Annotated in this window: 15 protein-coding genes; 11 read left to right on the top strand and 4 right to left on the bottom strand. The window is 64.1% G+C overall.

Translation table 11 applies throughout. The features are described 5' to 3' along the window. Window positions 1-9: 9 nt before the first annotated feature. The 9 genes from gap (at window position 10) to JJE66_RS14800 (ending at window position 8,498) form a co-directional block, all read left to right on the top strand. Entirely contained in the window at window positions 10-1,017 is a 1,008-nt protein-coding gene (gene gap, locus JJE66_RS14840) for a type I glyceraldehyde-3-phosphate dehydrogenase (protein ID WP_200514973.1), read from the top strand. A 139-nt stretch (window positions 1,018-1,156) separates the two neighbouring features. Further along, complete coding sequence (locus tag JJE66_RS14835) at window positions 1,157-2,353, top strand: phosphoglycerate kinase (RefSeq protein ID WP_200514972.1); 1,197 nt, start codon at window positions 1,157-1,159, stop codon at window positions 2,351-2,353. Between the two features lie 62 nt (window positions 2,354-2,415). Continuing rightward, a complete protein-coding gene (fba, locus tag JJE66_RS14830) occupies window positions 2,416-3,483 on the top strand; it encodes a class II fructose-bisphosphate aldolase (RefSeq protein WP_200514971.1) in 1,068 nt (355 codons plus the stop codon). A gap of 283 nt (window positions 3,484-3,766) precedes the next feature. Further along, window positions 3,767-4,792, top strand: coding sequence for a class I fructose-bisphosphate aldolase (locus tag JJE66_RS14825; protein ID WP_200514970.1), 1,026 nt, complete (start codon window positions 3,767-3,769; stop codon window positions 4,790-4,792). 3 nt (window positions 4,793-4,795) lie between these two features. Then, window positions 4,796-5,464, top strand: a complete 669-nt coding sequence (locus tag JJE66_RS14820) for a thiamine phosphate synthase (RefSeq protein ID WP_200514969.1) — start codon at window positions 4,796-4,798, stop codon at window positions 5,462-5,464. Window positions 5,465-5,472: 8 nt separating this feature from the next. Then, a complete protein-coding gene (locus JJE66_RS14815; RefSeq protein WP_200514968.1) occupies window positions 5,473-6,579 on the top strand; it encodes a tetratricopeptide repeat protein in 1,107 nt (368 codons plus the stop codon). An 82-nt stretch (window positions 6,580-6,661) separates the two neighbouring features. After that, the gene (locus JJE66_RS14810) at window positions 6,662-7,447 is read left to right on the top strand and encodes an inositol monophosphatase family protein (RefSeq protein ID WP_200514967.1); all 786 of its coding nucleotides are present in this window, start codon (window positions 6,662-6,664) and stop codon (window positions 7,445-7,447) included. Window positions 7,448-7,783: 336 nt separating this feature from the next. Next, window positions 7,784-8,215: a type II toxin-antitoxin system RelE/ParE family toxin gene (locus JJE66_RS14805; protein WP_200514966.1), complete on the top strand. Its 432-nt coding sequence runs from the start codon at window positions 7,784-7,786 to the stop codon at window positions 8,213-8,215. Window position 8,216: 1 nt separating this feature from the next. After that, a complete protein-coding gene (locus tag JJE66_RS14800) occupies window positions 8,217-8,498 on the top strand; it encodes a DNA-binding transcriptional regulator (protein WP_246756190.1) in 282 nt (93 codons plus the stop codon). Window positions 8,499-8,730: 232 nt separating this feature from the next. Here JJE66_RS14800 and JJE66_RS14795 read toward each other — a convergent pair whose 3' ends face one another. From JJE66_RS14795 to JJE66_RS14780, 4 genes are all read right to left on the bottom strand, one after another. Next, complete coding sequence (locus JJE66_RS14795; protein WP_200514964.1) at window positions 8,731-9,858, bottom strand: AAA family ATPase; 1,128 nt, start codon at window positions 9,856-9,858, stop codon at window positions 8,731-8,733. 122 nt (window positions 9,859-9,980) lie between these two features. Continuing rightward, window positions 9,981-13,142 carry a multidrug efflux RND transporter permease subunit gene (locus JJE66_RS14790; RefSeq protein WP_200514963.1) on the bottom strand — a complete coding sequence of 1,054 codons (3,162 nt, stop codon included), beginning with the start codon at window positions 13,140-13,142 and terminating at the stop codon, window positions 9,981-9,983. 6 nt (window positions 13,143-13,148) lie between these two features. Next, window positions 13,149-14,339 carry an efflux RND transporter periplasmic adaptor subunit gene (locus JJE66_RS14785; RefSeq protein WP_200514962.1) on the bottom strand — a complete coding sequence of 397 codons (1,191 nt, stop codon included), beginning with the start codon at window positions 14,337-14,339 and terminating at the stop codon, window positions 13,149-13,151. Window positions 14,340-14,509: 170 nt separating this feature from the next. After that, window positions 14,510-15,592 carry a cyclopropane-fatty-acyl-phospholipid synthase family protein gene (locus JJE66_RS14780; RefSeq protein WP_200514961.1) on the bottom strand — a complete coding sequence of 361 codons (1,083 nt, stop codon included), beginning with the start codon at window positions 15,590-15,592 and terminating at the stop codon, window positions 14,510-14,512. Window positions 15,593-15,789: 197 nt separating this feature from the next. On the opposite strand from JJE66_RS14780, the gene JJE66_RS14775 reads away from it, so the two are divergent. Both JJE66_RS14775 and JJE66_RS14770 read left to right on the top strand, forming a co-directional pair. Next, window positions 15,790-16,812 (top strand): flagellar motor protein MotA, encoded by a 1,023-nt coding sequence (locus JJE66_RS14775; RefSeq protein ID WP_200514960.1) that lies wholly within the window; start codon window positions 15,790-15,792, stop codon window positions 16,810-16,812. A 24-nt stretch (window positions 16,813-16,836) separates the two neighbouring features. After that, window positions 16,837-17,865, top strand: coding sequence for a peptidoglycan -binding protein (locus JJE66_RS14770; RefSeq protein ID WP_200514959.1), 1,029 nt, complete (start codon window positions 16,837-16,839; stop codon window positions 17,863-17,865). Window positions 17,866-17,911 lie beyond the last annotated feature (46 nt).

Here is a 17,911-nt window from a genome sequence, read left to right as displayed (position 1 = left end):
AGACGAAAGATGGCAGTCCGCGTTGGCATTAACGGTTTTGGCCGCATCGGCCGCAACGTCCTGCGGGCGATCGCAGAGTCCGGCCGCAAGGATATCGAAGTGGTCGGCGTCAACGACCTCGGCCCGGTCGAGACCAACGCCCATCTGCTCCGTTTCGACAGCGTCCATGGCCGCTTCCCCGGCACCGTGACCGTCGACGGCGACACGATCAATCTCGGCGGCGGCAAGATCAAGGTGACCGCCGAGCGCGATCCCTCGAAGCTGCCCTGGAAGGATCTCGGCGTCGACATCGCGCTGGAATGCACCGGCATCTTCACCTCGAAGGACAAGGCCTCTGCGCACCTGACCGCCGGCGCTAAGCGCGTGCTGGTGTCCGCGCCGGCTGACGGCGCCGACGCCACCATCGTCTACGGCGTCAACCACGACACGCTGACCAAGGAGCACATGGTCGTCTCCAACGGCAGCTGCACCACCAACTGCCTCGCGCCGGTCGCCAAGGTGCTGAACGATCTGGTCGGCATCGAGACCGGCTTCATGACCACGATCCACGCCTATACCGGCGACCAGCCGACGCTGGACACGCTGCACAAGGATCTCTACCGCGGCCGCGCGGCGGCGATGTCGATGATCCCGACCTCGACTGGCGCCGCCAAGGCGATCGGCCTGGTGCTGCCGGAATTGAAGGGCAAGCTCGACGGCGTCTCGATCCGCGTGCCGTCCCCGAACGTCTCGGTCATCGACCTCAAGATCGTGGCCAAGCGCGCCACCGATCCGAAGGAGATCAACGCGGCGATGAAGCGCGCCTCCGAGCAGCAGCTCAAGAGCATTCTCGGCTACACCAACGCGCCGAACGTCTCGATCGACTTCAACCACGATCCGCACTCGGCGACCTTCCACGAGGACCAAACCAAGGTGCAGAACGGCACGCTGGTGCGCGTGATGGCCTGGTACGACAACGAGTGGGGTTTTTCGAACCGCATGGCGGACACCGCCGTCGCCTTCGCGAAGGTGATCTAACTCCGCTCTCGTGTCCCGGACGCGATGCAGCGTGAAACGCTGCTTCGCGGATCCGGGACCCATGTTCCTCCAGCGTCAACTCCCGGTTCTGCATCGCGGCACTTCGCGCCGCAATGCGCCCGGGACAAGAGAGCCAGAGATGACCAACAAATTCCGCACCCTCGACGACGTCGACGTGAAGGGCAAGCGCGTGCTGCTGCGCGTCGATCTCAACGTGCCCATGGACAACGGCCGCGTCAGTGACGCGACCCGGCTCGAGCGCGTCGCGCCGACCATCACGGAGATCGCCGACAAGGGCGGCAAGGTCATCCTGCTCGCGCATTTCGGCCGGCCGAAGGGCCGCGATGCAAAGGAGTCGCTGAAGCCGGTGGCCGAAGCGCTGTCGAAGGTCGTGAACAAGCCGGTCGCGTTCGCCGAGGATTGCATCGGCGAGCCCGCGGCGAAGGCCGTCGCTAGCCTGAAGGATGGCGACATCCTCTGTCTGGAAAACACCCGCTTCCACCCGGAAGAGGAAAAGAACGATCCGGATTTCGTCGCGGAGCTCGCCAGGCTCGGCGACATCTGGATCAATGACGCGTTCTCGGCGGCGCACCGCGCCCACGCCTCGACCGAAGGCCTCGGCCACAAGCTGCCGGCCTATGCCGGCCGCACCGTGCAGGCCGAGCTCGATGCGCTGGAGAAGGCGCTGGGCTCGCCGACCAAGCCGGTCATCGCCATCATCGGCGGCGCCAAGGTCTCGACCAAGATCGACCTGCTGGAAAACCTCGTCAACAAGGTCGATGCGCTGGTGATCGGCGGCGGCATGGCCAACACCTTCCTGCACGCCCAGGGTGTCGGAATCGGCAAATCGCTGGCCGAGAAGGATCTCGCCGCGACTGCGCTGCGCATCATGGAGAAGGCGGAAGCCGCCAACTGCGCCATCATCCTGCCCGTGGACGCCACCGTTGCCTATCGTTTTGCCGCCAACGCGCCCTCGCATGCCTATGGCCTCGACGCGATCCCGGCGGACGGCATGATCCTCGACGTCGGCCCGCAGTCGATCGCGCGCATCCATGCGGCGATCGACGATGCCGCGACGCTGGTCTGGAACGGACCGCTCGGCGCCTTCGAGATGCAGCCGTTCGACCGCGGCACGATGGCGGCCGCGAAGCATGCCGCCGAACGCACCAAGGCGAAAAAGCTGGTCTCGATCGCGGGTGGCGGCGACACCGTTGCGGCCCTCAACCAGGCCCATGTGGCCGGTCAGTTCACCTATGTCTCGACCGCCGGTGGCGCATTTCTTGAATGGATGGAAGGCAAGCCCCTGCCCGGCGTCGAAGTTCTGCGCACCAAGTAATTCATCGGCAAGAAATCAGCAAGAAACAAGCGGCCCTTAGGCCCAAACGGAGAGAAAGACAGATGGCTCGGATCACGTTGCGTCAATTGCTCGACCATGCGGCGGAGCACGATTACGGCGTCCCGGCCTTCAACATCAACAACATGGAGCAGGCGCTGGCGATCATGGACGCGGCCAACCAGGTCGACGCCCCCGTCATCATCCAGGCCTCGCGCGGGGCACGCTCCTACGCCAACGACATCATGCTCAAGCACATGATGGATGCGGTGACCGAGATCTATCCGCACATCCCGGTCTGCGTGCATCTCGACCACGGCAACGGCCCCGACACCTGCATGACCGCGATCCAGGCCGGCTTCACCTCAGTGATGATGGACGGCTCGCTGAAGGCCGACGGCAAGAGCCCGGCCGACTGGACCTACAATGTCGGCGTCACCAAGACCGTGACCGACATGGCCCATCTCGGCGGCATCTCGGTCGAGGGTGAGCTCGGCGTGCTCGGCTCGCTCGAGACCGGCATGGGCGACAAGGAAGACGGCCACGGCGCCGAAGGCAAGCTCAGCCACGACCAGCTGCTGACCAATCCGGACGAGGCCGTGAAATTCGTCCAGGAGACCCAGGTCGACGCGCTCGCGATCGCGATGGGCACGTCTCACGGCGCCTACAAATTTACCCGCAAGCCGGACGGCGACATCCTCGCCATGAACGTGATCGAGGAGATCCACCGCAAGCTGCCGAACACGCATCTGGTCATGCACGGCTCCTCCTCGGTGCCGCAGGACCTCCAGGACATCATCAACGCCTATGGCGGCAAGATGAAGCCGACCTGGGGCGTGCCCGTTCCCGAGATCCAGCGCGGCATCAAGCACGGCGTGCGCAAGATCAACATCGACACCGACAACCGCATGGCCATGACCGGCCAGATCCGCAAGGTCCTCAAGGACAATCCGGAAGAGTTCGATCCGCGCAAGTACCTGAAGCCCGCGATGGAAGCCATGACCAAGCTGTGCAAGCAGCGGCTCCAGGAGTTCAATACCGCCGGCCAGGCCGCCAAGTTCAAGAAGGTCCTGACCCCGGCAGAAATGGCCAAGCGCTACGCCAAGGGCGAGCTCGCCCCCCGCGTCGCGTGATCTATCCCTCCCTCTCCCCGCTCTTCGCGGAGAGAGGGTCGGGTGAGGGGCTGCTTCCACAAAGGACGGTGAAAAACGGACTCGCGGAGAGTCCCCCTCACCCGGTCGCTTCGCGACCGACCTCTCCCCGCAGGCGGGGCGAGGTGAACCTTTGCCAGCCGCTCCTTTTTCGCCCCAACCGCCTCCTATCCCCCTTCCCCTGCGACCAACGTTAACTCGGCAATTGCCCGAGAACCGTCTATTTTCACAGGCAAGGGCAGCATCGTTTTGGGAGGACCTCTCGATGAATCTGACTGAGCTCAACAGGATCGCGACCGCCATGGTCGTATCAGGCAAGGGCATCCTTGCCGCCGACGAATCCTCCGGCACCATCAAGAAGCGGTTTGACGCGATCGGGGTGGAATCGACGGAATCAAGCCGCCGCGACTATCGCGAAATGCTGTTCCGCTCCAGGGACGCCATGAGCCGGTACATTTCCGGCGTGATCCTCTATGACGAGACGATCTGGCAGAATGCTGCGGACGGCACGCCGCTGGTCAAGCTGATCGAGGATAGCGGCGCCATCCCCGGCATCAAGGTCGACGAGGGCACGCAAGCCTTGCCGATGTGCCCGGGTGAAACCGTCACCGTCGGGCTCGACAAGCTCGCCGATCGCCTGAAGACATATTACGAGCGCGGCGCGCGCTTCGCCAAATGGCGGGCGGTGATCGATATCGGCACCGGAATCCCCTCCATGACGGCGATCAGGGTCAATGCCCATGCGCTGGCGCGCTACGCCGCGCTCTGCCAGGCCGCGCAGATCGTGCCGATCGTCGAGCCGGAAGTGCTGATGGACGGCGACCACGACATCGACCGCTGCTATGAGGTGACGAGCCGCGTGCTCAACAAGACGTTCCAGGAGTTGCGCGTGCAGCGCATCGCGCTCGAAGGCATGGTGCTGAAACCGAACATGGCGATATCAGGCAAGAAGTGCGCGAAGCAGGCTTCCGTCGAGGAAGTCGCCGAGAAGACGATACGGCTGCTGAAGGCGTGCGTGCCGGCGGCAGTGCCCGGCATCGCCTTCCTCTCCGGCGGCCAGTCGGACGAGGAGGCGACCGCGCATCTCAACGCCATGCACAAGCTCGGCCCGCTGCCCTGGGGCCTGACCTTCTCCTACGGCCGCGCCCTGCAGGCCGCGCCGCAGAAGGCCTGGTCCGGCAAGGCCGAGAACGTCACGGCCGGACAGAACGCATTCAGTCATCGCGCACGCATGAATGGCCTCGCCTCCAAAGGCGAATGGCAAAGCAGCCTGGAACAGAAGGCAGCCTAGATCTTGTCGAACAAATCGCCTCCGCCGCGCCCGGCGCCGCGCCTCTATCTCGCGACGCCTGTTGTCGATGATCCCACATCGCTTCTCGCCGAGCTGCCGGCCCTGCTCGCCGCGGCCGATGTCGCAGCCGTGCTGGTACGGCTGAAGGAGACCGACCAGCGCACCATGATCTCGCGGATCAAGGCCTTGGCGCCGATCGTGCAGAGCGCCGGCGCGGCCCTCCTCATCGACGGCCATCCTGATCTGGTCGCGCGCGGCGGCGCCGACGGCGCGCACCTCGCAGGCATCGCCGCACTGGAGGAGGCGATGCCGTCGCTCAAGCCCGACCGCATCGCCGGCGTCGGCGGGCTCGAGACGCGCCACGAGTCGATGGACGCCGGCGAGATCGGCGCGGACTATTTGCTGTTCGGCGAGCCCGACGCCAAGGGCCAGCGACCGTCGTCCCAGGCGATTGCCGAGCGGCTGGACTGGTGGGCCGAGCTGTTCGAGCCGCCCTGCGTCGGCTTCGCGGTCTCGTTCGAGGAGGCTCATGACTTCGCCGCCAGCGGCGCCGATTTCGTGCTGGTCGGCGATCTGGTCTGGGCCGACCCGCGCGGGCCCGAGGCCGCGCTGATCGAGGCCGACGCCGCGATCAAGAAGGCCTACACGGCTGTTGCCGTGGGCCAGAGCTAGCGCCCGCCATGACGCTCCCGCGCATCACGCTTCTGGCCACGCTGCTGCTGGCAGCGCCCGCGGCCGCGCAGCTCCAGATCACGCCGCCGGCGACGATCCCAAGCCCATCGACCGAGAAAGCCAGGGAAAATCCGAAGGAAAAGCCCAAGGAAAAGCTGAAGGAAAAGCCGAAGGTCGCGCCCCACACGATCACCAAGAAAAAGGAGGCCGCACCAAAGCCATCGGCCTCGCCGAGCCCGACGCTGCCGGCAACCGTGATCCCGGCGCCGGCGACCGACGATTCCAACGTCGACCTCGTGTTCGGCGCCTATCAGCGCGGCCAGTACAAGACCGCCTTCGATCTCGCCAGTGCGCGTGCCAAGACCGGCGACGCCAAGGCCATGACCATGCTGGGCGAGCTCTATTCCAACGCTATGGGCATCAGGCGCGACTACGCCAAGGCGGTCGAGTGGTACAAGCGCGCGTCCGACGCCGGCGACCGCGAGGCGATGTTTGCGCTCGCGATGCTGCGCATTGCCGGCCGCGGCGGTCCTGTCGACAAGGGCGAGGCGGTCAAGCTGATGGCCTCCGCCGCCAAGCTCGGCGAGCCCAAGGCCGCCTATAACCTCGCTTTGCTTTATCTGGACGGCCAGACCCTGCCGCAGGACGTCAAGCGCTCCGCCGAACTACTGCGCCAGGCGGCGGATGCCGGCGTGCCCGAGGCTCAATACGCGCTCGCGACCTTCTACAAGGAAGGCACCGGCGTGCCCAAGGACCTCGACAAGTCGGTGCGGCTGCTCCAGGCCGCCTCATTGGCCGACAACGTCGATGCCGAGGTCGAATATGCCATCGCGCTGTTCAACGGCACCGGCACGCCGAAGAACCAGCCGGCGGCCGTGGCGTTGCTGCGCAAGGCGTCCCGCCAAGGCAGCGCGATCGCACAAAACCGGCTGGCCTGGGTCTTGATCAACGGCATGGGTGCGCCCGTGGACAAGATCGAGGGGTTCAAATGGCACCTGGTGGCCAAGACGTCGGGCAAGGGCGATCCCGAACTCGACAAACAGCTTGCCGATCTGCCTGCTGACGACCGCGCCAAGGCCGAAGCCGCCGCCAAGAAATGGCTCGGGACCAAATGACTTGACGTTTGGTCCCTCGCGGGGCACCCAATCCCCTCAAATGGCGTGATTTCGCGCCCCTCCCCGATCAAGACCAGAGCTCATGCTGTATTCCGCCACTATCAACGTCATGGTCAAAGCCGCGCGCCGCGCCGGCCGCAGCCTCAAGCGCGATCTCGGTGAGATCGAGCATTTGCAAGTCTCGCTGAAGGGGCCGGCAAACTTCGTCTCGCTCGCTGACAAGCGCGCCGAAGAAATCCTCTATCAAGACCTCGCCAAGGCCCGGCCGGGCTACGGCTTCATCGGCGAGGAAGGAGGCCAGCGCGAAGGCTCCGACAAGAGCCACACCTGGATCGTCGATCCCTTGGACGGCACCACCAACTTCCTGCACGGCATCCCGCAATTCGCGATCTCCATCGGGCTTTCGCGCGAAGGCACCATCATCGCCGGCGTGATCTACAACCCCGCCAATGACGAGCTCTACATCGCCGAGCGCGGCAAGGGCGCCTTCCTCAACGATCAGCGCCTGCGCGTCGCCGGCCGCCGCCAGCTCAACGAATGCGTGGTGGCCTGCGGCCTGCCCCATCTCGGTCGCGGCGACCACGAGGAATTCCGCCGCGAGATGACCGCGATCCAGGACCGCGTCGCGGGCCTCCGCCGCTTCGGCGCCGCCTCGCTCGACCTCGCCTTCGTCGCCGCCGGCCGCCTCGACGGCTATTGGGAGCGCGACCTGCAACCCTGGGACATCGCCGCCGGCCAGATCATGGTGCGCGAAGCAGGCGGCACCATCAGCGACATCAACACACCGGGCGATGCCCTGGTGACGGGCGACGTCGTGTGCGGAAATGAGTTCGTCCACGGGGAGCTGGTGAAGGTGTTGCGGAAGTAGGCGGGCCGCATTGACAGTGCGCTCCCTCGCCCCGTTCTTACGGGGAGAGGGTTGGGGTGAGGGGCCGCTTCCGCAAAGACTGTACGAATTGGACTCGCGGACAGTCCCCCTCACCCGGATCGCATCTCACGATGCGATCCGGCCTCTCCCCGCAAGCGGGGCGAGGTGAAGAAAGCGACTTACGGCTACAACGCCAACCGCGTTCTCTGCCGTTGGCGTTGTCCAGGATCGCTTAAGCGCTGCACGCTCTCGCTCCCAAAAACGCACGATTCTTGCGCACAATCATCTTGAAATATAGCACTACAAACTCTAGTTTATAGAACTAGAGAGACGCTTTTGCGTATTTTCAAGACGAGAACGCTTGCTAAGTTCACCCGCCAGCATGGCATCGACGATGCAGCCCTTGTTGAGGCCGTTGATCGTGCCAAGCGTGGCCTGATCGACGCCGATCTTGGCGGCAAGGTCATTAAGCAGCGGGTTGCTCGTCCGGGGCAGGGCAAAAGAAGCGGCTTTCGTATGTTGATCGGGTTTGGCTCGGATCGCGCCGTCTACCTTTTTGCCTTCGCTAAGAATGAGCGCGAGAACATCAGCAACGGCGAGCTGTTCACTTTGCGTGAAATCGCAGCCTCGTTTCTGGGCGCGAACAAAGAGAAAATCGACCAAGCAATAAACGATGGAACTTTAATCGATGTGCATGATGGCAACGAAAGCAAAAAAGAAGGCAAAGACCAGTCGGCTCGCAAAGGAGCTGCTGGAAACGGCGCATGACATGCACAAGAGCGGTCTGCTATCGAAGGCAGCCCGCGACAAGATCACCATGCGACATCTCGGGGCCTCAGACATGCCCGCCGCTGCCACGGCGAAAATTTCAGGCGCCGACGTCAAGGCCATCCGCGAGCGGGCGAAACTGAGCCAAGCGGTTTTCGCCCGGTACCTCAACGTAACGGCTGGTTACGTGTCACAGCTCGAACGCGGCGACAAACACCCAACCGGCCCAACCCTCGTGCTGCTCAACGTGATCCGCCGCAAAGGCATCGAGGCTATTCTCTAGCCAGCGCTTCATCTGACCGAAGGCCGCTAAAGCGCGGCCTCCGGTCTTGCGTCAGGAGGTGAATTTACCACGCCACCCATTTGCGGCCGTGCCAATAGCCCCGACCCTCGTGCTCGCGAAGGCAAACTTTTCGTGCGGTCCCCAGTGCCGATCGTCCTCGTGGACGACGACGCCGGCTTCCTAGGGAAAGTCGTAGGCTTCATGCGTGTGCCAGCAGTTGTGGCCCTGATGTCTAGGAATCGTCGTCGTCCGATTCCTCGTCCCGATATTCACCGCCAATGGTCAGACCCTCGATGGTCGTGGCACCTTTCGGCTTGATCACCCGGCGAAGCGGGACCGAACTCTCGGTTCGCAATGCCTCCATCAGTTGCTCCGAATGGGTGACGATCCAGATGTCGGCGCGATGTGATGCCTTGGCGACCAGCCGCGCCAGTGGCGCCAGCAGCGACGGATGCAGGCTGGTCTCGGGTTCGTTCAGCGCGATGAAGGGCGGCAGCCGATAGCCCATGAAAACTGCGAGCAGGCAGATGTATTTCAGCGTCCCATCGGATAATTCGTGGGCCTTGAATGGCCGCGGCATATCCGCCAGTTGCAGATCAAATTCACACCAGCCATTTGCCTCCCATGCGCGGAGTTCAGCGCCCGGGAATGCATCCTGGATTGCGTCCTGCAGGTCGGTGGCGTCTTCCCGAATGGTATAGAGCGTCGCCAGGGCCGCGGCCAGATCGTTTCCATCGGCACTGAGCGAGGGCGTCGTAATCGCCAGACACGGCTTTCGTATCGGTGACGCCGGATCGGTGCGAAAGTCGTGATAGAAGCGCCAGCCCAGCATTGCGTTTCTGATCAAATCGATTTCGGGGCATTCTTTGCCATCGGAAAAACCCGCAAGCGCCGTCTCGGACGGAAGCACCGCGTCCTTGTGGCTGCTCCATGCGCCGCTTTCGCCGCGAACGCTGACGAGCGAATTTTTCCGTTCCATCAGTTGAACCGTTCGCTTGCCCTGCGTCGCCTCGATACTTTCGGCCTTGATCATCGGCTCGCCGGAAAACGCCGCCTCAGCCGGGCTAGGAAATCCGATCTCGATGGAATAGTTGAGACGCTCGAATTTGGCCGACAACCGCAGTCGTCCATCCTCGCCGCGCTTGCGGAGGCCGGACCAGCAGACCGAATTCAATCCGCCTTCGTCGGCGATCGTGCGCGTGATCCGCCCGGTTGCCGCGTCGCGCAACAGCGACAAGGACTTGTAGAGATTGGATTTACCGACACCGTTCTCGCCCACGAATACGGACAAGGGGTGGATTGGTATCGAGAGCTGCCGAATGGAGCGGTAGTTAGAGATCGCAACGTCGGTCAGACGCATCACATGTTCTCAATCGGCGGGTTGGCTGTGCATTTGCGCGATGGCGCGAACACATGCTCATTCAATCCAGAGATGCAGTCTGGATTGACGCCTCCGAGAAAGCAAGCCGACCGATCCCGCGTTCAGTGACCGGCCCTCGCCGGTGCCGGCGGCCCGTACGCCTCGCCTTCAACCTTCTCTGCCTTCTCGCTGTCCCCCGCCAACACGCGCTGTACCGTGACGAAGAACACCGGCACCATCAGTAGCGCCAAGATCACCACCGCGATCATGCCGCCCATCACGACGGTGCCGAGCGATTGCTGGCTGGCGCCGCCGGCGCCGTGGGCGATCGCCATCGGCAGCACGCCGCAGATGAAGGCGAGGCCGGTCATCAGGATCGGACGGAAGCGCAGGCGGCAGGCCTCGATGGTGACGTCCACCAGCGGCTTGCCTTCTTTGCGCAGATCCCTGGCGAACTCGATGATCAGGATCGCGTCCTTGGCGGCGAGACCAATGATGGTGATGAGGCCGACGGTGAAATAGACGTCGTTCGGGAGACCCCGCAGCATCGCGGCGACCACCGCGCCGACGATGCCGAGCGGCACGGTGAGCAGCACTGCGAGCGGAATGGTCCAGCTCTCATAAAGCGCGGCCAGACACAGGAACACCACGAAGACCGACAGCGCCAGCAGGAATGGCGCCTGCGAGCCCGACAGTTTTTCCTGGAGCGACTGTCCGGTCCATTCATAGCCGAAGCCGCGCGGCAGTTTGCCGGCAAGCCGCTCCATCTCGGCAATCGCATCGCCCGAGGTAAAGCCGGGTTTGGCTTCGCCGGAGATGCGCACGGCGGGATAATAGTTGAAGCCGGCGATCTGGGTCGGACCGCGCGACCATTCGACCGTCGCAAAGGAGGAGAACGGCACGAGCTGGCCGCGGCTGTTCTTGACGTTGTAGTTGAGGATGTCCTCGGTCCTCATGCGGTCGCGGGCGTCGGCCTGCACCACGACGCGCTGCATGCGGCCGCGGTTCGGGAAGTCGTTGATATAGTTCGAGCCGAGATTGGTCGAGATGGTGTTGTTGATGTCCTCGAAGGTGACGCCGAAGGCGCCGGCCTTCTGGCGGTCGATCACGAGATTGACCACGCCGGCTTCGGGCAGGCCCTCGACATAGACCTTTTGCAACACCGGACTCGCATTGGCTTCCGCGATCAGCTGACCGGCGGCGCGCATCATGGCCGGATAGCCCTTCTGGCCGCGATCCTGGAGGCGGAACGAGAAGCCGGACGAATTGCCGAGATTGTCGATCGGCGGCGGCTGCAACGCCGAGATCTTGGCGTCGCGGATCGACGACGACAAGTCGCGGTTGATGTCATTGACGATCGCCGCGGCAGATTCCGTCGGCCCGCGCTCCGACCAGTCCTTCAGCGTAATGAAGGCCTGCGCGGTGTTCATGCCCTGGCCGGAGAAGCTGAAGCCAGTGAGGAAGGTGACGTTGTCGACGCCTGGCCGCTGCGCCAGATATTTTTCCACCTTTTCGATCACGGCCTCGGTGCGGCCGTACGACGAATCCGATGGCGTCTGCACGTCGGTGGTGACAAAACCCTGGTCGTCCACGGGCAGGAAGCCGCCGGGCAAATTGACGAAGGCCCAGGACAGGCCGGCCAGCAGCGCGACATAGACCAGCATCAGGCGTCCCGTACGCTTCAGCGAGAAGCCGACGGTGCGGGAATAGCCCTCCTTGCCGCCTTCGAGCATGCGGTTGAACCAGCCGAACACGCCCTTCTTCGCATGACCGTGACCCGCCGTGACGGGCTTGAGCAAGGTTGCGCACAGCGCCGGCGTCAGCGACAGCGCCAGGAAGGCCGAGAAGCCGATCGCGGCAACCATGGTCACCGAAAACTGGCGGTAGATGATGCCGACCGAGCCCGGGAAGAACGCCATCGGCACGAACACAGCCATCAGCACCAGCGTGATGCCGATAATGGCGCCAGTGATCTGTGACATGGCTTTGCGCGTCGCTTCCTTCGGCGGCAGGCCTTCTTCCGCCATGATGCGCTCGACATTCTCGACCACGACGATGGCGTCGTCGACGAGGATGCCGACCGCGAGCACCATGCCGAACATCGAGAGCATGTTGATGGAATAGCCGGCGAGCAGCAGAATGGTGCAGGCGCCCAATAGCGCCACCGGCACCACGATGGTCGGAATGATGGTGTAGCGGATGTTCTGGAGAAACAGGAACATCACCACGAACACCAGCACCACGGCCTCGACCAGCGTCGACAGCACCTTCTTGATCGAGGCTTCGACCACCGGCGTGATGTTGTAGGGGATCTCATAGGAGATGTTGGCGGGGAAGAAGCGCGACAGCTCCTTCATCTTCTCCTCGACCGCGCTTGCGGTCGCGAGCGCATTGCCGGTCGGCGACATCAGCACGGAGAGACCGGCGGTGGGCTTGCCGTCGAGGCGGGTGTTGAACTGGTAGCTGAGGCCGCCGACCTCGATGCGCGCGACGTCGCGCAACCGCACGGTCGAGCCATCGGCGTTGGCGCGCAGGATGATCGCGCCGAACTCGTCGGGCGAGGACAGCTGGCCCTTGACCAGCACCAGCGCGGAGGTGCGCTGGCTCGAGGTCGACGGCTCGGCGCCGATACTGCCCGAGGCGACCTGCGCGTTCTGCGCTGATATCGCCTTGTTGACGTCGTCCGCGGTCAGCCCATAGCCGACCAGCTTTGCCGGATCGATCCAGACACGCAAGCTGCGTTCCGTCGAATAGAGCGTGGCGCGGCCGACGCCGGGAATGCGGCGGATCTCGCCGAGCACGTTGCGGATCATGAAGTCGCCGAGGCCGACTTCATCGAGACTGCCGTCGGTCGAGTTCAGCGTGATGATCTGGAGCACCGCGCTCGAGGCTTCCTCGATCAGGATGCCTTGCTGGATCACCGCCCGCGGCAGACGGGCTTCGACGCGCTTGATGCGGTTCTGCACCTCGACCGAAGCCGCGCTGGTATCGGTGCCCGGCACGAAATTGGCTGTGATCTCGACCTGGCCGAGCGAGTCGCTGGTCGATTCGAAATTGAGAATGCCGGAGGCGCCGTTGAGCTCCTCCTCGATCAGCCGCGTGACGCTGTTGTAGAGGTTTTCCGGCGACGCGCCGGGGTAACTCGTCGAGATCGAGATCGATGGCGGCGCGATGATCGGATATTGCGCGATCGGCAACAGCGGGATCGCGATCGCGCCGATCAGACAGATGAACAGCGCGACGACCCAGGCGAAGATCGGCCTGTCGATGAAGAAGCTCGCCATGGTGCGTTACTGCACGAGTTGCGCGCGTTGGCTTTCCACGGTCGCGTCGGCCTCGGCCCAGGATTGCGGCTTGACCCTATCGCCGGCCGCGAACTTCTGGAATCCTTCGACCACGACCTTGTCGCCGGCCTTCAACCCTTCCGTCACGAACCAGACGCCGTCCTGAACCGAACCGGTGCGCACCGGTTGCACGGCGACGCGGTTGTCGTCCTTGACGACGAACACCTCGCTACCGCCGCCGCCATTGCGCTGGACTGCCTGTTGGGGCACGGCGATCGCGTCGGAGTCGAGGCCCTGATCGATACGCACGCGGACATACATGCCCGGCAGCAATTCACGCTTGGGATTGGGGAACTCACCGCGCAGCGTCAGCTGGCCGGTATTGGCCTCGACCCTGGCGTCGGAGAACAGAAGTTTGCCGTTCAGCTCATAGACCGAATTGTCGTCGAGCACGAGCCGCACCTTGGCGGCGCCCGCTTCGATGCGCTCGAGATCGCCGCTTTCGAAGGCACGACGAAGCTGATTGAGCTCCGTGACCGACTGGGTGAAGTCGGCGTAGACCGGATCGAGTTGCTGGATGGTGGCGAGGTTGGTCTCGTTCTGTACGACCAGTGCGCCTTCGGTGACCAGCGCCGCCCCGACCACCCCGTCGATCGGCGCGCGCACGGTCGCATAGTCGAGATTGAGCTTGGCTCGCGCCAGATCGGCCTTGCGTCCCTCGACCTCGGCCTGGGCCTGCCGCTCGGATGCGATGGCTTTCTCGTTCTCCGCCTCGGGGGCTGCACGCTGGTTCGTCAGGGTCGCGATGCGGCGGGCATGCTGTTGAGCCTGCTGGAGCTGCGCTTGCGCCTTGGCCAGCGCCGCCTCGTTCGAAATCACCTCGACCTCGAATGGCCGCGGGTCGATGCGGTAGAGCGGATCACCCGCCTTCACTTCGCTGCCCTGGTGGAAGAGGCGCTCGACCACGACGCCGGAGACGCGCGGCCGAACCTCGGCAACGCGAGTCGGCGCGATCCGGCCGGGCAGTTCCCGGACCACGGCGCGCGGCTGCGGCCTGACCGTGACCACGCTGACATCGGGTTCGGACGGCTGGGCCTGAACGATCGCGGAGTTCGACTCATCGCAGGCCGCAAGAAGCGGCGCCGCGGTCACCAGCATCACTGCTAGGCATGCGGATCGCGCACGAAATCCTGACATATGGAAAGTTGCCCCGGTTGAATTGCACACTGCTCTTTGAACTCTCCGGGTTGTTCCGGAGAGTGTGATTTGAAATCGAAAATAAATGGTGGTTGCTGCAATGCAATGAGGACAGCGGCGGCCCAATGTCACATGAGCTACAGCACTAGAAATACAGAGCCTTTCAGGATTCACCGGATTGTGAGTCGGGTTCCATCGCCGCGTGCTGCGACACAACATCGCAATTCATCGGCAGGTTTCATCCGATAGTGGCTCACGCCCCACTCGGTTCCGTCGGCGTAACCGAACAGGCCTGCAGTGGCGAGGAAGAACCAGCGCCAGCGCCGCATCCACAGAGTGGTCTCGTCGCCATAGACGTTGCGCAAGGACGATTCGATCGCATCGCGATGCGCGTCGAAACTGTCGAGCCAGTCATTGGCGGTGCGCTGATAATGCGTGCCGCTCCAGCGCCATTCCTTCTCGATCGCGAAGATGTCGGCGTATTGCCGGATGAGCTGATGGCTCGGCATCACGCCGCCGGTGAAGAAATGCTGCGCGATCCAGTCCTCGCGATTGGAGCGGTCGAACTCGTAGGAGCCGGCGCGATGGGTGAAGATGTGCATGAAGAAGCGCCCTTCGGGGGCGAGCCATGACCGCACGCGCGTCATCAGCTTGCGCCAGTTCATCATGTGCTCGAACATCTCGACCGAGACGATGCGGTCGAACTGGCCTTCCGGCGCGAACACGTTCATGTCGGCGGTGACGACGCGTAGGTTGAGCAGGCCGCGGCTCTGCGCCATCCCCTCGATATGGGTGCGCCGCGACTGCGAGTTCGACACCGCCGTCACCTTGGCATTCGGAAACTGCCGTGCGATCCACAGCGACAGCGAGCCCCAACCGCAGCCGAGCTCGAGAATGGCCTGGCCGTCGGCGATGCCGGCATGCTCGACGGTCTGACGTAGCGCTTCCTCCTCGGCCTCCCGCAAGGTGGTCGCATCGGTCTTGTAGAAGCAGGACGAAAATTTGCGGTTCGGGCCCAGGACCTGCGCGAAGAAGTCTTGCGGCACTTCGTAATGCTGGATGTTGGCGGCGTCGGTGTGCTCGGCGATCGGTCGCAGCATCATCCGTCCTGCGAAGGCCGCATCGTCGGACACGCCGTGTGCGGCGAGACGCGTTGCGGTGCGCGAGCACAGGCGCTGGATTGCGGCGCGGACCACGAGGTCGGGCAGCGGCACACGTTCGGCAGTCCCGATGATCGTGGACACGACGCTCATGCGGCCATTCCTTTTGCCAGTTTTTGCCTTTTGCCAGTTTTTGCCAGTTTTTCCTTGGAGGGCAATGGGAAGAATGCCCGGTTTCGGTGCAGGGTTCCCGCCCCCTTCCCGAAATCGGCACATCCGGCGCTTTTTTTGGGCGGGCGCTGTGCCATAGTGCGGAGGCAAGCAAGCTTTCGTAACGGATGATACCGGCCATGCCGTCAGGCGCCTCGCCTCGCTCCACCCTCGACATCGAATACGCGAAACTGTCCTCCCCCAGCGTTTTCCTGGTGCGGATGCTGGTCTTTCTGGTGCTGTGCGCGCTGGTGGGCGTGGTGCTCTACAAGCAGATTATCCAGGCCTTCTTTGCCAATCCGGGCCTCAACGCCCTGATCGGGGCGGTGCTGTTCATCGGCATCGTGCTGGCCTTCCGCCAGGTCATCCGGCTCTACCCCGAAGTCTCCTGGGTCAACAATTTCCGTATCGCCGATCCCGGCCTGGCGCCGGCCCGGCACCCGAAACTGCTGGCGCCGATGGCGATGATCCTGGGCGGCGAGCGCACCGGGCGGATGACCATCACCCAGACCACCATGCGGCACCTGCTCGATTCCATCGCGACCCGCCTCGACGAGTCCCGCGACATCTCCCGCTACATGACCGGGCTGCTGGTCTTCCTCGGCCTGCTCGGCACCTTCTGGGGCCTGATCGAGACGGTCGGCTCGGTCGGCAAAGTGATCGACGGGCTCAAGGTCGGGGGCGACGCCGGCGCGCTGTTCGACACGCTGAAGGAGGGGCTGGCCGCTCCGCTCGGCGGCATGGGCATCTCGTTCTCCAGCTCACTGTTCGGCCTCGCCGGCTCACTGATCCTCGGCTTCCTCGATCTGCAATCGAGCCAGGCGCAGAACCGCTTCTACACCGACCTCGAAGACTGGCTCGCTACCACCGTGCGCGAGTACGGCAGCGGCGAGGTCGCGGTCGCGGCCTCCGGTGGCGGCGGTGTTGCCAGCGGCGAGCTTCAGGCTGCCGTCGAGCGCTTGCGCTCCGTGCTCGAGGAAGGCAGCGCCAGCCGCGGCACCACCGCGGCGATGGCGAGCCTGGCCGAAGCCATCCAGGCGCTGGTCTCGCACATGCGGACCGAGCAGCAGATGATCCGCGAATGGGCCGACGGCCAGGGCGAACAGAACCGCGAGATCCGCCGCCTGCTGGAGCGCATCGCGCGCCAGCCCGAGAAGAGTTAACCAATCAGCATCTGAGAGACGAGCATGGCTCTAGCCCGCGGCCGCCGCAGCGAAGGCGCCTTCAATTACTGGCCCGGATTCGTCGACGCGCTGTCGACGCTGGTGCTGTCGATCGTGTTCCTGCTCTCGGTATTCCTGGTCGTGCAGTTCTTCCTGTCGCAGGAGGTGACCGGCAAGGACAAGGCGCTGGAGCAACTCAACGCCAAGATCGCCCAGCTCAACGAGCTGCTGTCGCTGGAGAAGCTCGGCAAGCTCAGCCTCGACGACGAGGTTTCGCAGCTGAAGGCCGGGCTCGCCTCGGCCGAGACCGAGCGCGACCGCATGAAGGGCCTCTATGAGGGCCTCGCCAATGCCGGCAACGACGCGCAGGGCAAGACCACCGAGCTCGGCAAGGCGCTGGACTCCGAGAAGGCGGTCTCGGCGCGGGCGCTGGCGCAGATCGAGGTGCTGAACCAGCAGATCAGCGCGCTGCGCCGGCAATTGGCGGCGCTGGAGGAGGCACTCGACGCCAGCGAGAAGCGCGACAAGGAATCGCAGAACCGTATCGCCGATCTCGGCTCCCGCCTCAACGTCGCGCTGGCGCAGCGCGTGCAGGAATTGTCGCGCTACCGCTCCGAGTTCTTCGGCCGTCTCCGCGCCATTCTCGGCAATCGTCCTGATATTCGCGTGGTCGGCGACCGCTTCGTGTTTCAGTCCGAAGTGTTCTTCGACACCGGACAGGCGACGCTGCTGCCCGAAGGCCGCGCCGAGCTCGACACGGTCGCGGCCGCGCTGATCGAGCTCGACAAGAAAATCCCGCCCGAGATCGCCTGGGTGCTGCGCGTCGACGGCCACACCGACGTGCGGCCGGTGAATGGCCCGAATTTCAAGTCGAACTGGGACCTGTCGTCCGCCCGCGCGATCTCGGTGGTGCAATATCTGATCTCGCTCGGCGTGCCCGCCCAGCGCCTGGTCGCCGCCGGCTTCGCCGAATTCCAGCCGCTCGACACCGCCAATACTGAAGACGCCTACAAGCGCAACCGGCGCATCGAGCTGAAGCTGACGGAGCGGTAGTGGTGAGGGTCGCGCGATACACACCCCACCGTCATGGCCGGGCTTG

The organism is Bradyrhizobium diazoefficiens (assembly GCF_016612535.1).
In the GTDB taxonomy this organism is placed as follows: Bacteria; Pseudomonadota; Alphaproteobacteria; order Rhizobiales; family Xanthobacteraceae; genus Bradyrhizobium; species Bradyrhizobium diazoefficiens_C.
This window is presented reverse-complemented; position numbering and strand designations above follow the sequence as displayed.

Excerpts from the sequence above, each read along its gene's own strand:
- gap (WP_200514973.1), top strand. The coding sequence starts at position 10 with ATGGCAGTCCGCGTTGGCATTAACGGTTTTGGCCGCATCGGCCGCAAC.
- JJE66_RS14835 (WP_200514972.1), top strand. The coding sequence starts at position 1,157 with ATGACCAACAAATTCCGCACCCTCGACGACGTCGACGTGAAGGGCAAG.
- fba (WP_200514971.1), top strand. The coding sequence starts at position 2,416 with ATGGCTCGGATCACGTTGCGTCAATTGCTCGACCATGCGGCGGAGCAC.
- JJE66_RS14825 (WP_200514970.1), top strand. The coding sequence starts at position 3,767 with ATGAATCTGACTGAGCTCAACAGGATCGCGACCGCCATGGTCGTATCA.
- JJE66_RS14815 (WP_200514968.1), top strand. The coding sequence starts at position 5,473 with ATGACGCTCCCGCGCATCACGCTTCTGGCCACGCTGCTGCTGGCAGCG.
- JJE66_RS14810 (WP_200514967.1), top strand. The coding sequence starts at position 6,662 with ATGCTGTATTCCGCCACTATCAACGTCATGGTCAAAGCCGCGCGCCGC.
- JJE66_RS14800 (WP_246756190.1), top strand. The coding sequence starts at position 8,217 with ATGCACAAGAGCGGTCTGCTATCGAAGGCAGCCCGCGACAAGATCACC.
- JJE66_RS14795 (WP_200514964.1), bottom strand. The coding sequence starts at position 9,858 with ATGCGTCTGACCGACGTTGCGATCTCTAACTACCGCTCCATTCGGCAG.
- JJE66_RS14790 (WP_200514963.1), bottom strand. The coding sequence starts at position 13,142 with ATGGCGAGCTTCTTCATCGACAGGCCGATCTTCGCCTGGGTCGTCGCG.
- JJE66_RS14785 (WP_200514962.1), bottom strand. The coding sequence starts at position 14,339 with ATGTCAGGATTTCGTGCGCGATCCGCATGCCTAGCAGTGATGCTGGTG.
- JJE66_RS14780 (WP_200514961.1), bottom strand. The coding sequence starts at position 15,592 with ATGAGCGTCGTGTCCACGATCATCGGGACTGCCGAACGTGTGCCGCTG.
- JJE66_RS14775 (WP_200514960.1), top strand. The coding sequence starts at position 15,790 with ATGCCGTCAGGCGCCTCGCCTCGCTCCACCCTCGACATCGAATACGCG.
- JJE66_RS14770 (WP_200514959.1), top strand. The coding sequence starts at position 16,837 with ATGGCTCTAGCCCGCGGCCGCCGCAGCGAAGGCGCCTTCAATTACTGG.